Genomic DNA, 13570 nt, shown 5'->3' with positions numbered 1-13570 from the left:
TAGCTTTTTTATACAGGCAAAACAAATGTTAAATCAACCATTTAACACCTTAAACGATCAAGAAATGCTTCGTTACGCCCGCCAAATTTTGCTTGATGGCTGGGATATTGACGCTCAAACTAACTTAAAAAACAGTAACGTGTTAATTATCGGTATGGGTGGACTGGGTTGTCCATTGGCTGAAACCTTATGCCGAGCAGGAGTAGGGCAGTTGGTTATCGTTGATGATGATGTGATTGATGAAAGTAATTTGCAACGCCAATCACTATTTACCCCAAATGATATTGGTAAATCAAAAGCGTTAATTGCTAAAGAAAAATTAAATAAAATCAATGATTTTTGTGAAGTATTTGCTTTTCAAGAGCGATTAACATTAGACAATTACCAAGAGATTGTAAAACAATTTAATAAAAATAGCCTAAGCAATTTTAACTTAATTTGTGATTGTACAGACAATTTCAAAACACGAGACCACATTAACCAAATCGCTGTCAAGCAAAATTTACCACTTTTATCCGCTTCAGGCATTGCACAAGTAGGACAGTTGGCATTATTTGAACCTTATAAAAATTCAGGTTGTTATCATTGTCTGTTTCATGGCGAAGGCGATGATAGCCGAACGTGTGCGACTAGTGGTGTACTTGCGAGTACCACGCAGATTATGGGAAATTTACAGGCACAAGTAGCTTTGACATTTTTGGGGTTAAACAAAAATCCGATTGCTCAAACCTTGTTGCTTTGGCAAGGGGAAACGCTGTCGTTACGCAAGTTAAAGTTTAAAAAAGACCTTAATTGTTCAATTTGTGGAGGTGAACTATGATACAAATCAACCCGAATGATGAGCTTGAAAAAATCGAACAAGAATTAGACCAATGTATTATCAAGCGTATTGGCAAGTTTTTAACCGCCTAATTATTTAAAATTAAAGAGTAAAAAATGTTAAAACCCACTTTATTAAAAAAATCATTCAATGTCATTCAACGAGTAGGCAAGACCGCCACTGTTGCAGGTTTAACAGGCTTAAAAGTTGCCAAAGGCGAAAAAATGGACGCTTATTTGTTAAAAGATACATTTGAGCAACTTGGCACGACCTATATCAAAATCGGACAATTTATCGCAAGTACGCCATCACTTTTTCCACGAGAATATGTGGAAGTATTTCAAGCCTGCCTTGACCAAACCACGCCTTTGCCATACAGTTATATTGAAGATATACTAAATAATGAATTGGCAAAAAAAGGCAAAACGCTAGAGGATATTTTTATCAGTATTGACAAAACGCCTTTGGCATCAGCATCTATCGCCCAAGTCCATTCTGCGGTGTTAAAAAATGGCGACCATGTGGTATTAAAGGTGCAAAAACCCAATGTTGATACCATTATAGAAACGGATTTGGGTTTGTTGTATGGTGCGACAAAAATCATGGATACATTAGCACCGAGTTTAAAATTTGCCAGTATTTCGCCGATTATTGATGAAATCCGTCTGCGAATGTCGGCAGAAACTGACTTTTTACAAGAAGCCAAAAACATTGATGATTTTCAAGATTTTCTGCAAAAAACGAACAATCAAAAAGTCGTTGCCCCAAAAGTTTATCATGATTTAAGCACACAAAAAGTGCTGGTGATGGAGCGATTATTTGGCGTATCCATGATTGATGATGTTGCCATGCGACAGTATTGTAAAAGTCCAAGTGAAGTCATGGTGGATACGTTAAATACTTGGTTTGCCAGCCTTACGATGTGTGAAAGTTTTCATGCAGATTTGCACGCGGGCAATTTGATGTTATTGACCGATGGTCGCATTGGCTTTATTGATTTTGGTATTGTCGGCAAACTTGAGCCAAAGGCGTGGCAAGCGTGCGTGATGATGATGGACAGTTTTAGCCGAGAAGATTACGATAGCATGGCTCATTATATGATTGAAATGGGCATGACAGATAAACAAAATTTGGTGAATAAAGCGGTTTTGTCCGCAGATTTACAACGAGTAATGAAAAAAATACTTGCCAAAGACAGTTTATTTATTGGCAAAACCATTGATAAATTGGATACGACCAAGTTAAAAGACCATTCCGATGAAATTAATCAAATGATGTTGGAAATTTTTGAAGTGGGAAAACGCCACGGCATTCATTTTCCCCGAGATTTTACCCTTTTAACCAAACAAGTGTTATATTTTGACCGTTTTATGAAGGTGCTTGCCCCTGAATTAAATATGTTTCAAGACAAACAAATTACGATAGTCTAAATTTTTAAAATGCTCAATTAACTTTTTGTTGCAACCATTTTTGAAACCATTCATAAATGGCTTGGTGGCGTTTGTTAAACAAATTGACATACAGTACATTCACCTTGCTATAAATCGCCATTTGATTATCCGCCCAGTCCAACAATTGTTTGGCTAAAATTTCTGTTACCAAACTTGACACATCAGTCACTTCACGCCGACTTAGTTCATCAAAAAATTTCACCCAATGCGATATTAGCAACTGCTGATGTTCCGCTGACACGCCTGCCATGATAAAATGAGCTTTGGCATTGATGATTTCAAAAGCATTGGCATTGCTTTTTGTCAGTGATGTTTGCAAATCATCAATATTTTTTTGCACTTTTTCAATCCATTGAATGAGCGACAAAGTTTGCTCATCAACCACGCTTTGCCATGTCAAATTTGGCAAAGGATTTTGTTGAAAATATTGTTGCGTGCGAATTTCTAATTCACTCTCGGCTTTTAATAAACGTTCAACTCTGGCATATTCCGATTTTTTTTCGTCATCGGTGGGTTGATAATTTTCATCATTCACATCATAAATCGGCTGTAAATCGGATTTTTTGATGTTTGAATGAAAAAGTGGAACTTTATTTGCACCTGATGCGAGTAAAATATATTCCAATAAAAAAGGTGTAGCTTGGCTTTGTGATTGGCTTTGTGAATCGCTGTTGATTAACAATTCGGGTTGATACAAAAAGCACATCTGTAACAACAACAACGGTGTTAATTCATTGTGAAAATTTAACAGAGCGTCTTGGGAAAAGTTATTTTTTTGGGTTTTGTTAAACCCAAGTCCCAAGCGGTTTTTCATGTCTTCACGCAACAACCAACCATAAGTACCTTTGGGTAATTTTTTGGTTAAATCATAGATATCTCTTAAAAATTTGCTTCTATCTTCGGCACTTTTTACGTCATATTTTTGGCTTAATACCGAAAATAAATATTGCGACAACGAAATGGCATTGTGAATTTGTTGTTGCATAGCGGTCGCGCCGTGGGCTTTGACAAAGCTGTCTGGGTCGTGATTGTTTGGCAAAGTCAAAAACCGCAACTCTTTGCCATCGTTTAACACAGGCAAACCCATTTCCATCGCACGCCAAGCCGCTTTTTGACCTGCACTGTCGCCATCAAAACTCAAGGTCAAAACTGGATTTAATTGCAATAATTTGTCAATTTGATTGGTGGCAATCGCCGTTCCCATAGATGCAACAGCCCCATACACGCCTGCTTGATGTAGGCTAATCACGTCCATGTAGCCCTCCACCACGAGCCAATTTTTGGCACGAGCTTGGCGACCTTCATACAATCCGTACAAAATCTGCTGTTTGTGAAATACAGGCGAATCGCTAGAATTCACGTATTTTGGCATATCGTCATCATTCATTGCACGCCCTGCAAAGCCGATAACTTGCCCTTGATTATCACGAATCGGAAAAATCACCCGATTGCGTAACAAATCATAATCCCTGCCTTTTTCTGATGTGCGAATTAAACCCAAAATTTTTAAACCGTCAATATCTCGTGGAAATGCTTGTTCCAAATGTTGCCAACCGCTTGGGGCATAGCCTAACGCAAAATCCGCAATTGTGTTATCTGTCAAACCACGAGTTTTAAAATAATTCATTGCCAAGTTGTTCTTTATCAACTGTTGTTGATAAAAAATCGCAACTTGTGTCAATAAATCGTACAAACTGCTTGAACCGTCCGATTGCTCTTCAATCAAAAAATTGGCAGTGTTATCAGAAAAGTTATCAGCAAAATGCCCATTAACATCGTTATCAACAGATGGATTGTCAAAATGATGGTGAAAATTTTCGTGAATATCTTGTGATGATAAATTATCATTATCTACATTGGGTGGAAAATTTTGATAATATTCATCATTGAAATTTTGTATAAAATTTTGTTGATTATTATTTAAGTTATTTGAGTTGTTTGAGTTATTACCCCAACCATTACCAAATTGATTATTTGTTTGTTTTGGTTTTCGTTGATAGGTCAGATTTTTATCAATTTTTTCTTTGGGAAGCTCAATGCCTGTTTGACGAGAGAGTTCTTTTAACGCCTCGCCTGCGGTCATGTTTTCGTATTCTTTTAAAAAAGTTAAAGCGTTGCCTTTGACCCCACAGCCAAAACAGTTATAAAAACCTTTCTCTGGATTGACAAAAAAAGACGGTGTTTTTTCGCCATGAAACGGACAGCATCCTTTAAACTCATTGCCAGACTTTTTGAGTTCAACGTGTTTACCGATGATTTTGACAATATCCGCTTGTTTGATGATTTGTTCAATGATGTGGTTATTGCTCATAGTGATAATTTGGTTATTCAGATTAAACAAAGACAAATAAAGGCGTGAATTGTTCACACCTTTTATTTTTTTAAGTAACATGTATGATTTGACAAGCTCACCACGAACGGTTTTATTTTGTCCCAATACTTAAAAGATTATTTAGAACAATCCGTTAAAATTATTGCTCTTCTGGCAAGCCTAAACCAAGATTGACTTTTCTAGGCTGGGCCATTTCTGGCAATTGTTCATTTTCTGCTTGCGTGGTGGCTAATTGTAGTTGCATGGCTTGTTGCACTGATTGAATGACTTGCGGTTTGGTTGCGGTATTGCCTGTTGCATTGCTGTCGTTTACTTGGGTTTTTTCGCTTTTGCCCAATACACCAAAACTTAATTTGTTGAGCCAATCACCTGCACTGCGAGTATTTTCCAGCAAAACGTTGCCATCATTTGATAACAAGTCTGGATAGTTGATTTTTAACAATTGTTTGTACTGATTGGCGGTATCGGTCATGCCAAGTTTGTCATAGCTATATGCCATGGTGGCAATCGCCTCTGGCACGACTGGGGTTTGTGGATAGTGTTGGAATACCCATTTGGCACGATTTGCCGATGCAAGGTAGGCTTTTCGTTTGATATACCAACGAGCCACTTGCATTTCACTTTCGGCAAATTGGTTATAAATATAACGCATACGTTGGGCGGCATCGGGGGCGTATTGGCTACTTGGGTATTTGGCAATCAGTTCTTGAAAGTTGCTAAATGCCAATTTGTAATAGCCTGTATCACGGTGTGCAGGGTTTAATTTGGCATATTTTAACACGCCTGAAGATGCCGTTTGCATATTGGCAACGCCACGCACATAGTAAGCATAGCTAACTTGTGGATTGGTCGGATATAGCTGAATAAATTTTTCGCTACTGGCAACAGCGTCCAAATAGTCGCCATGTTGGTATTGTGAATACATCAAGTCAAGCAGGGCTTGCTCACTGTATTCGCCAACAGGGTAAAAGGTGCGTAAATCGTTTAGATTGGCGGTCGCTTTGGCATAGTTGCCTTTGCTTAGATTATTTTGGGCTTCGTTATAGTAGCCTTGTTCGCTGTTTTCGGCTTTGACGGCTTTTACTTCGTCTTTTTTGCCAAATAATGATTTGGATTTTAACGATTGACAACCGTTTAAGCCAATCATTGTCACTGTTAATAACGACAAACTTGTTACTTTTATCATTGCACGCATAAATAACCTCATTGGTAAAAAATTACCCTAACATCTTAAAAAATTAAGCGTTGTAAAAAATATCGTAAAAAAATTTCGCTAAGTTTATCATGATACGTTATACTTTTAAATCTATTTTTAAAAACCTTTTGGAAAAAACCATGCAAAACGACAATTTTCAACAAAATTTTAACAATAACACAAATGATTTTGACAATTTTTTTGACAATGATGATGAAAATGATGAAAATAATGACATTGATAACCATCAAGCCCAAGCAATCCAAAAAAATTACCACGTAACCGACACAGACGTGGGCGAACGCATTGATAAAATCGCCACATCAGCTTTTGACGAGTTTTCACGAGAACAAATCAAAGAATGGCTTGCCACAGGTGAATTAACGGTAAACAGCAAAACCGAAAAACCAAAATACCGTCTAAAACCAAACGATATTTTACAATTAAATGCCACGCCTGCCGAACAACAAGCCGATTTACCAGAGAACATTCCGCTTGATATTGTCTATGAAGATGAACAAGTATTGGTAATTAACAAGCCTGCGGGCATGGTGGTTCACGCAGGGGCGGGCAATTATTCGGGGACGTTGGTCAATGCCTTGCTTTATCATTATCCAAATAGCCGACTATTGCCGAGAGCAGGGCTTGTTCATCGTATTGACAAGGAAACCACAGGCTTAATGGTCGTTGCCAAAGACAGCCAAAGTCAACTTCATTTAACCAATCAATTAAAAGATAAATCGGTATTCCGCCATTATCAAGCGTTGGTGTTGGCGAGCAAAAGTGAATTGATAAAGCATAAAACTATCACAGGCTCAATCGGTCGCCACCCAACGCAACGCACCAAAATGGCAGTCGTGGCGACAGGCAAGCCTGCCGTTACTCATCTTGATAATATTGATGAAATTTTTGAAGGGGTCAGTTTGGTAAGCGTACGCCTTGAAACAGGGCGAACGCACCAAATTCGTGTACATTTGTCAAATCTTGGCTTTTCGTTGATTGGCGACCCTGTTTATGGTTCGGCGAGACGTACCGCCATGCTGTTAAAATATTTAAATGACGATGAAAAATCGCAAGTACAAAACTTTGGCAGACAGGCGTTGCACGCTTTTGAGTTGGGTTTTGTTCACCCAAAAACAGGCGAAGAAATGATTTTTCAAGCATCTATGCCAGATGATATGTTGGCGTTGATTGAAATGTTTGAGCAAATTTAACAAAAAACTTAATTTGTTAAACATTTAGTTATTCTTTGTGAATAAATTCTCAATAATCTGTTTTGCCGAGCCTGTTTTGGCAAGTGGTGCATTTTGCCCTGCCCAAAATGATGAAAACGTCTGATTATCCGCATTTTTTAGCGGATTTAACACAAAAGACGCATTGGGAAAATCGGGAGCCGTATTATTGATAAAACCCAACTCCGCCATTAACGGCGTGATAATCCCACGAGCAATACCACCGCTAAAAATATTGGTTAAAGCGGTGTGCTGTGCTTGTTCACTTTGGAGCATGGCTCTGTGGGCTAGCGTGGTGTTGCACTCGTCAGCAAGCAAAAACGCTGTGCCAACTTGCACCAAAGCCGCCCCCAACTCAAATGCCGATGCTACTGTCGCCGAGTCGCTAATTCCGCCTGCACCAATCAGCGTAACATCGCTGTTGCTAGATTTTAACAATTTGGCAATGTTTGGCAACAGGCTAAATGTGCCTGTTTGCGTGGTTAAATCCTTATCCAAGAAAATGCCACGATGTCCGCCAGATTCTAGCCCTTGAGCAATAATGCCGTCCACGCCTTTACTGATTAAAAATTTGGCTTCGTTAATCGTGGTGGCGGTTGATAAGATTTTTGCACCTGATTGTTTAACGATATTTAACAAATTATCATCAGGCAAGCCAAAATGAAAACTGACAATCGGAACTTTTAACTCGGCAATCAGTTCGGCTTGGGCTTTGTCAAACGGTTTGCGACCGCCTGTTAAAGGGATATTTTGGTTATCAACTTGTAATTTGTCATAATACGGTTGTAAGGTTTTTAGCCAATTTTGGTGAACGCTGTCGGTATATTCTGGGTTTTTGTGAACAAAAAAATTGACGTTAAACGGCATATCGGTAGCGATGCGAATGGCGTTGATTTCTTGTTCTACTTTTTCAAGTGATATCAACGCACACGGTAGCGAACCAACACCGCCAGATTGACAGACGGCGATGGCAAGTTTGCTGTCTTGCACGCCTGCCATCGGAGCTTGGATAATGGGTTTGGCGTTGTGATGGTGTAGTAGGTTTAATAAGTTTTTTGACATGATATTTTCCTTTTCTGGTGAATGTGTGAATAGCACTATAACCGATTTTTTGGCAATAAAAAATAGCTAAATCGTGACTATTTAGCTATTTGATAATCAAAATCAATTTAATTTGGCATTTAAGGATTTGGAATCGCCATCAAAAACTCTTGCCGAGCTTGAGCATTGTCCTTAAACTCACCCAACAACGAAATACTACGAGTACTAGACTGCTGTTTCATCACCCCACGCATCATCATGCACATATGTGCCGCATCCATCACCACCGCACAGCCCCTTGCCTCTGTCATATCCATCACCGCTTGAGCGACTTGCTTGGTCAGATTTTCTTGAATTTGCAAACGGCGAGCGTACATATCCACAATCCGAGCCATTTTTGACAAGCCAATCACCTTATCATTTGGCAAATACGCCACATGAGCCACCCCATAAAACGGTAACATGTGATGCTCGCACATCGAGTAAAACTCAATATTTTTTACCAAAATGAGTTCATTATTATCAGTCGGAAAAATCGCCCCATTGGTAATCTCTTCAAGGCTTTGATGATAGCCTTGTGTCAAAAATGAAAACGCCTTTGCCGCACGCTCTGGCGTATCTAACAAACCCGCACGGTTCAAATCTTCGCCCGTTGAAGCGATTAAATGACTGTAAACTTCTGCATTATTCATGTACAATATAACCTTTCAGAAAATTAGGCATAGCTTAACGTTTTAAAACAATTTGTAAAGTGATTTTTGTTAAAGATAACGTTAAAATTATTTTAAAACACAAAATATTAAACTTATGTCTATTTTTTTGGCAAATTTTTTGTCAAATAATTTGTTATCACCGTTATCACAACCATAAGGAAACATTATGTTGCTAAAAGGAAAACGCTTTGTCGTTACAGGGATTGCCAGTAAATTGTCTATCGCATGGGCAATCGCCGAAAGTCTGCACCGAGAGGGGGCAGAGCTGATTTTGACCTACCCAAATGACAAAATCAAAAAACGTGTGGACATGGCAGGCGAGGCGTTTAATGCCGTTGCCGTATTGCCATGCGATGTCGCAAGCGATAGTGATATTGTGGCGTGTTTTGATAAAATTGTCGAAATTTGGGGCGATGGCATTGATGGCGTGGTTCATGCCATTGGTTTTGCCCCAGCCGAGCAGTTGGACGGTGATTTTACCGAAGTTACCACGCGTGAAGGCTTTGCTATTGCCCATGATATTAGCAGTTACAGCTTTGTGGCATTGGCAAAGGCAAGTCGTGAATTGTTAAAAAAACGTCAAGGTTCGCTTTTGACTTTAACTTATGAGGGCAGTATTTCGGTATTGCCAAATTACAACGTCATGGGCTTGGCAAAAGCAAGCCTAGAGGCAAGCGTGCGTTATTTGGCAAGTTCATTGGGTGCGGACGGCATTCGTGTCAATGCGATTTCGGCAGGCCCAATCCGAACGCTTGCGGCAAGTGGCATCAAGTCCTTTCGCAAAATGTTAGACATGAACGAAAAAATCGCACCGTTACACCGCAATGTTACTCAAGAAGAAGTCGGCAATGCGAGTTTGTTTTTGTTATCGCCTTGGGCGAGTGGCATTACAGGAGAGATTTTGTTTGTGGATTGTGGTTTTAACACCGTTGGCATGAGCGAACAAATGTTAATGGATAACGAAGAATAACCGCTGTGAATGTTTGTTAATATTTGACAAAAAGGGCAAAAAGGGCGTGGTGAACGCTCTTTTTTTATTGTTAATTTGTAAGAACCTCAAGCGTTATTTACATTTTGTTTAAAATAAAACTCCAACCACTCATAAGGAGTAAAGGTTTGAGTTTTGCCAGTAATATCATCTTTTTTAGTTAAAGATGAATGGGGTTTAACGGTATTATAGAAATTAAGAAATCTTGTTAATTCTTGCTTTCCATGTTCACTACTTGTAAATTCACATTGTTCATGCCACATCTCCATGAGCGTACGTATTACTTGTTCTGCTTTAACATTACACACCTATACTACTGATGAAAGGTGTAACATTAACAGTGATAAGGACAAAAAAGAAATAGAAAAACTCAATTTATAACTGTTACCAAAAAAGGTAACAAAAACAAAAAAGCCAACAACCTAAGTTATTGACTTTAAAGTAAAAATATGGTGGCGATGAAGAGACTTGAACTCTTGACCTCACGATTATGAGTCGTGCGCTCTAACCAGCTGAGCTACATCGCCTTTTGAAGTTGCATATTATACGGATAAATTTTTAATCGTCAAGCACTTTTTAAATTTTTTTTGAAAAAATTAATGGCGAAATTGTACAGGCTGTTCGCTATCTGGTAAAACGTGCGGATAATGGTGGTCGTGCCCGATATCGCAATTTTCCGATTCTTTTTTTGGTCGGTGAATGTAGCCCGTGCGTTCTTCTTGTGGAAGATATTCGTGTTCCCAAACCATAACCGCTTGCATACAGGTGTGGCGTTGTTCATCGGTTAAGCGCACGCCATTGTCCCATTTGTCCAGTTCAATCGCTGTGCGAAATTTGGCGACGATTTCGGGTGTTAAGGCTTGTAAAATTTGTTGTTTATCCATATCTAATCAACTTAAAATATTGAGAAAATGGTGTGAAATTTAACTCTAATCTAGTTCAGCCCCTTTTTTTAACAGCAACAAAAGCTATTTTTTTGTTTCTTCAACGTTAAAAACTATACCACATTTGCCATAACTTTCAAGCAATTTTTTTAACAAATATCCCAAATGCACTTAAAATCAGATAAATGGTAATTACGATTTTTATCTTTTTTTATCTTTACAAACTTTTGCATAATATTACATTTGTTAATCATTTTTTAACTCAAATCGCCTGTTATTTTATCCAAAGCATTTTATAATGAAAAACGTGGTATTTATAATGAAAAACGTGGTATCTTAGTTAGCAATATTATTGTAGAAATTTTAATCCAGTTAATTTAATGAGGTGAAATATGAGTCAGGATAAAAAAGTAGCAATTGTAACAGGTTCTGCGGTCAGTTTGGGCAATGCGATTGCCACCCGTTTGGCAAAAGATGGTTTTCGTGTGGTGTTACAAGACATTAGCCAAGAAAATTTGGACAAAGCCAAAAAAGAATTTGATAATCAAGGATTTGAATCTATCGCTGTGGTCGGCGATGTGTCAAAGCGTGACGACCAATTTAACGTGGTTAAAGAGGCGGTAAAAGCCTTTGGCAAAGTGGACGTTTTTGTCAATAATGCGGGCGTGGAATCGGTTGAGCCGTTTTTAGAAATTGAAGAAAAAGAAATTGACCGTGTCTTTAATATTAACATAAAAGGTGTTATTTTTGGGACGCAAGTTGCTGCAGAGCAAATGAAAACACAAGACAGCGTTGGCAAAATTATCAATGCCTGTAGTATTGCAGGGCATGAGTCTTACGAAATGCTAAGCCTGTATAGTGCAACCAAGCACGCCGTCCGTTCGTTCACCCATTCTACCGCCAAAGAGTTGGCACAGTATAACATTCGTGTCAATGCGTATTGCCCAGGGGTAGCGGATACGCCTATGTGGGAGCGTATTGATGCGGCGTTTGTTGAGCATAAAGGCTATGAGCCAAAGCAGGCGTGGAAAGAGTTTACGCAAGGGATTTTGGTCGGTCGTCCACAAGAGCCAAATGATGTTGCCAATTTGGTATCATTCTTGGCATCAGATGATGCAAATTATATCACAGGGCAGACGATTTTGACCGATGGTGGTATGGTATTTCGTTAATTTTTAACGTTTACAAAGCACTTTAAAAATTTTGGCAATTTTACCAAAAACCAGCGTTGTCAAACTGGGTAAAAAGGTAATGCGTGATATGTTTGCCAAAGGCTTGTTTTGATTAACAGTCAAACATAAAAAAATGGGCCAGTCGGAATGATTAGCCTATTTTTTTGTCTAAATTTTAAAATTAGCGAAAATTGTAATTATATCAATTACATCGCCTCGCCAATTTTAAAATACGTTCTGTCAAAATACACAAGTCCATGATAATCTTTATCATTTTCCCGAATGGCGACAATTTTACAAATAAAAATGCCATGCGTGCCAACAGTTTGGATTTGTTCAATTTCACAATCAAAATTTAACAAAGCCGACTCAAGCACAGGCGAACCTGTGATTAGGGTTGTCCATTCGCCATGCGTAAAGCGTTCTTCTGAGCTTAATTTTGATGAAAACACGCCAGATAAATTCTCTTGATGACCTGTGAGCGTATTTACCACAAGTTTTTGATTTTGCATAAAATTTTCATAAGAACGAGAATTGCTGTTCATGCACACAAGTAGCGTGGGCGGTGAATCGGTAACGCTACACACTGCCGATGCGGTAAAGCCGTGTCGCCCTGCTGTGCCATCTGTGGTTACCACGTGGACGGCACTAGTGAGTTTTGACATGGCGTTTCTAAAATCGGTAATATCAACCATAAATCAACCCAACTCTTGACGCACAATTTTCGCCCCTGCACTTAACGCCTCTAACTTACCACGAGCCACCGTGCGAGATAATGGGGTCATACCGCAGTTGGTGCAAGGGTAGAGTTTATCGGCATCGACAAATTGCAAGGCTTTATGCAACGTATCCGCCACTTGTTCAGGCGTTTCAATGGTATTGGTCGCCACGTCAATCGCCCCAACCATCACTTTTTTGCCACGAATCAGCTCAATCAAATCCATCGGCACGTGCGAGTTTTGGCACTCAAGCGAGATGATGTCAATTTTTGATTGTTGCAATTTTGGGAAACTCTCTTCATATTGTCGCCATTCACCGCCAAGCGTTTGTTTCCAATCGGTGTTTGCCTTAATGCCGTAGCCGTAGCAAATATGCACTGCCGTTTCACATTTTAAGCCTTCAATCGCACGCTCAAGCGTTGCCACGCCCCAATCATTCACTTCGTCAAAAAACACGTTAAACGCAGGTTCGTCAAATTGAATGATGTCCACGCCTGCCGCTTCCAATTCTTTGGCTTCTTCATTTAAGATTTTGGCAAATTCCCACGCCAATTTTTCACGGCTTTTGTAATGAGCGTCATACAGCGTGTCAATCATCGTCATCGGGCCAGGCAACGCCCATTTAATTGGCTTGTCGGTATGTGAACGCAAAAATTTAGCGTCTTCCACAAACACCGATTTTGGACGAGAAACCGCCCCCACCACGCTTGGCACGCTGGCATCATAACGGTTACGAATACGCACGGTTTCACGTTTGTTAAAATCCACACCGTCCAAATGCTCAATGAACGTAGTTACAAAATGCTGACGAGTTTGCTCACCATCGCTAACAATATCAATGCCTGCATGAATTTGCTCTTGCAATGACACAAGCAAGGCATCACGTTTGGCTTGTAGCAAGTCATCGCCTGTGAGTTTCCATTCCGACCATAATTTTTCTGGTTCGGCAATCCAAGACGGTTTTGGCAAACTGCCTGCGGTTGAAGTTGGGAGTAATAATTTTGTCATATTCAATTCTCTAAA

General features: G+C 39.3%; 13 protein-coding genes and 1 tRNA gene. 5 read left to right on the top strand and 9 right to left on the bottom strand.

The window, feature by feature from the left end; all coding sequences use genetic code 11:
- Nucleotides 1-25 precede the first annotated feature (25 nt).
- Together ACGTJS_RS11340 and ACGTJS_RS11335 are read left to right on the top strand one after the other, a co-directional pair.
- Nucleotides 26-820 carry a HesA/MoeB/ThiF family protein gene (locus ACGTJS_RS11340; RefSeq protein ID WP_315042519.1) on the top strand — a complete coding sequence of 265 codons (795 nt, stop codon included), beginning with the start codon at nucleotides 26-28 and terminating at the stop codon, nucleotides 818-820.
- Between the two features lie 116 nt (nucleotides 821-936).
- Nucleotides 937-2250, top strand: coding sequence for an ABC1 kinase family protein (locus tag ACGTJS_RS11335; RefSeq protein WP_410472153.1), 1314 nt, complete (start codon nucleotides 937-939; stop codon nucleotides 2248-2250).
- A 13-nt stretch (nucleotides 2251-2263) separates the two neighbouring features.
- Here the strand turns inward: ACGTJS_RS11335 and ACGTJS_RS11330 are convergent, their stop codons facing one another.
- Both ACGTJS_RS11330 and ACGTJS_RS11325 read right to left on the bottom strand, forming a co-directional pair.
- Nucleotides 2264-4582, bottom strand: a complete 2319-nt coding sequence (locus ACGTJS_RS11330; RefSeq protein WP_410473267.1) for a DNA primase — start codon at nucleotides 4580-4582, stop codon at nucleotides 2264-2266.
- A 160-nt stretch (nucleotides 4583-4742) separates the two neighbouring features.
- Nucleotides 4743-5798 (bottom strand): outer membrane protein assembly factor BamD, encoded by a 1056-nt coding sequence (locus ACGTJS_RS11325; RefSeq protein ID WP_410472152.1) that lies wholly within the window; start codon nucleotides 5796-5798, stop codon nucleotides 4743-4745.
- A gap of 140 nt (nucleotides 5799-5938) precedes the next feature.
- Here ACGTJS_RS11325 and ACGTJS_RS11320 point away from each other — a divergent pair, with 140 nt between their 5' ends.
- Nucleotides 5939-7012, top strand: a complete 1074-nt coding sequence (locus ACGTJS_RS11320) for an RluA family pseudouridine synthase (RefSeq protein WP_410472151.1) — start codon at nucleotides 5939-5941, stop codon at nucleotides 7010-7012.
- 24 nt (nucleotides 7013-7036) lie between these two features.
- On the opposite strand, the gene ACGTJS_RS11315 is transcribed toward ACGTJS_RS11320, so the two are convergent.
- Together ACGTJS_RS11315 and folE are read right to left on the bottom strand one after the other, a co-directional pair.
- Entirely contained in the window at nucleotides 7037-8092 is a 1056-nt protein-coding gene (locus ACGTJS_RS11315) for an NAD(P)H-dependent flavin oxidoreductase (RefSeq protein WP_410472150.1), read from the bottom strand.
- A gap of 119 nt (nucleotides 8093-8211) precedes the next feature.
- On the bottom strand, nucleotides 8212-8763 hold the full coding sequence (gene folE, locus ACGTJS_RS11310; RefSeq protein ID WP_315042528.1) for a GTP cyclohydrolase I FolE: 552 nt from the start codon (nucleotides 8761-8763) through the stop codon (nucleotides 8212-8214).
- Nucleotides 8764-8950: 187 nt separating this feature from the next.
- On the opposite strand from folE, the gene ACGTJS_RS11305 reads away from it, so the two are divergent.
- Nucleotides 8951-9754, top strand: a complete 804-nt coding sequence (locus ACGTJS_RS11305; RefSeq protein WP_410472149.1) for an enoyl-ACP reductase — start codon at nucleotides 8951-8953, stop codon at nucleotides 9752-9754.
- Between the two features lie 86 nt (nucleotides 9755-9840).
- Here the strand turns inward: ACGTJS_RS11305 and ACGTJS_RS11300 are convergent, their stop codons facing one another.
- The 3 genes from ACGTJS_RS11300 to ACGTJS_RS11290 all read right to left on the bottom strand — a co-directional run bounded on the left by ACGTJS_RS11300 (nucleotide 9841) and on the right by ACGTJS_RS11290 (nucleotide 10656).
- Nucleotides 9841-10080 (bottom strand): integrase core domain-containing protein, encoded by a 240-nt coding sequence (locus ACGTJS_RS11300; protein WP_410472148.1) that lies wholly within the window; start codon nucleotides 10078-10080, stop codon nucleotides 9841-9843.
- Nucleotides 10081-10222: 142 nt separating this feature from the next.
- Nucleotides 10223-10299: transfer RNA gene (locus tag ACGTJS_RS11295), tRNA-Met, on the bottom strand.
- 69 nt (nucleotides 10300-10368) lie between these two features.
- Nucleotides 10369-10656 carry a YeaC family protein gene (locus ACGTJS_RS11290; protein ID WP_315042987.1) on the bottom strand — a complete coding sequence of 96 codons (288 nt, stop codon included), beginning with the start codon at nucleotides 10654-10656 and terminating at the stop codon, nucleotides 10369-10371.
- A gap of 392 nt (nucleotides 10657-11048) precedes the next feature.
- Between ACGTJS_RS11290 and ACGTJS_RS11285 the strand changes: the two genes are divergently transcribed.
- Entirely contained in the window at nucleotides 11049-11828 is a 780-nt protein-coding gene (locus ACGTJS_RS11285) for an acetoin reductase (RefSeq protein WP_410472147.1), read from the top strand.
- 206 nt (nucleotides 11829-12034) lie between these two features.
- On the opposite strand, the gene ACGTJS_RS11280 is transcribed toward ACGTJS_RS11285, so the two are convergent.
- On the bottom strand, nucleotides 12035-12523 hold the full coding sequence (locus tag ACGTJS_RS11280; RefSeq protein WP_315042990.1) for a flavin reductase: 489 nt from the start codon (nucleotides 12521-12523) through the stop codon (nucleotides 12035-12037).
- Between the two features lie 3 nt (nucleotides 12524-12526).
- Nucleotides 12527-13555 carry a methionine synthase gene (locus ACGTJS_RS11275; RefSeq protein WP_315042991.1) on the bottom strand — a complete coding sequence of 343 codons (1029 nt, stop codon included), beginning with the start codon at nucleotides 13553-13555 and terminating at the stop codon, nucleotides 12527-12529.
- Nucleotides 13556-13570 lie beyond the last annotated feature (15 nt).

Origin of the sequence: Faucicola mancuniensis (assembly GCF_046523945.1) — a bacterium.
Taxonomy (GTDB): Bacteria; Pseudomonadota; Gammaproteobacteria; order Pseudomonadales; family Moraxellaceae; genus Faucicola; species Faucicola mancuniensis.
This window is presented reverse-complemented; position numbering and strand designations above follow the sequence as displayed.

Bases quoted from the DNA above. Each gene is read 5' to 3' on its own strand.
- ACGTJS_RS11340 (WP_315042519.1), top strand. From the start codon at position 26: ATGTTAAATCAACCATTTAACACCTTAAACGATCAAGAAATGCTTCGT.
- ACGTJS_RS11335 (WP_410472153.1), top strand. From the start codon at position 937: ATGTTAAAACCCACTTTATTAAAAAAATCATTCAATGTCATTCAACGA.
- ACGTJS_RS11330 (WP_410473267.1), bottom strand. From the start codon at position 4,582: ATGAGCAATAACCACATCATTGAACAAATCATCAAACAAGCGGATATT.
- ACGTJS_RS11325 (WP_410472152.1), bottom strand. From the start codon at position 5,798: ATGCGTGCAATGATAAAAGTAACAAGTTTGTCGTTATTAACAGTGACA.
- ACGTJS_RS11320 (WP_410472151.1), top strand. From the start codon at position 5,939: ATGCAAAACGACAATTTTCAACAAAATTTTAACAATAACACAAATGAT.
- ACGTJS_RS11315 (WP_410472150.1), bottom strand. From the start codon at position 8,092: ATGTCAAAAAACTTATTAAACCTACTACACCATCACAACGCCAAACCC.
- folE (WP_315042528.1), bottom strand. From the start codon at position 8,763: ATGAATAATGCAGAAGTTTACAGTCATTTAATCGCTTCAACGGGCGAA.
- ACGTJS_RS11305 (WP_410472149.1), top strand. From the start codon at position 8,951: ATGTTGCTAAAAGGAAAACGCTTTGTCGTTACAGGGATTGCCAGTAAA.
- ACGTJS_RS11290 (WP_315042987.1), bottom strand. From the start codon at position 10,656: ATGGATAAACAACAAATTTTACAAGCCTTAACACCCGAAATCGTCGCC.
- ACGTJS_RS11285 (WP_410472147.1), top strand. From the start codon at position 11,049: ATGAGTCAGGATAAAAAAGTAGCAATTGTAACAGGTTCTGCGGTCAGT.
- ACGTJS_RS11280 (WP_315042990.1), bottom strand. From the start codon at position 12,523: ATGGTTGATATTACCGATTTTAGAAACGCCATGTCAAAACTCACTAGT.
- ACGTJS_RS11275 (WP_315042991.1), bottom strand. From the start codon at position 13,555: ATGACAAAATTATTACTCCCAACTTCAACCGCAGGCAGTTTGCCAAAA.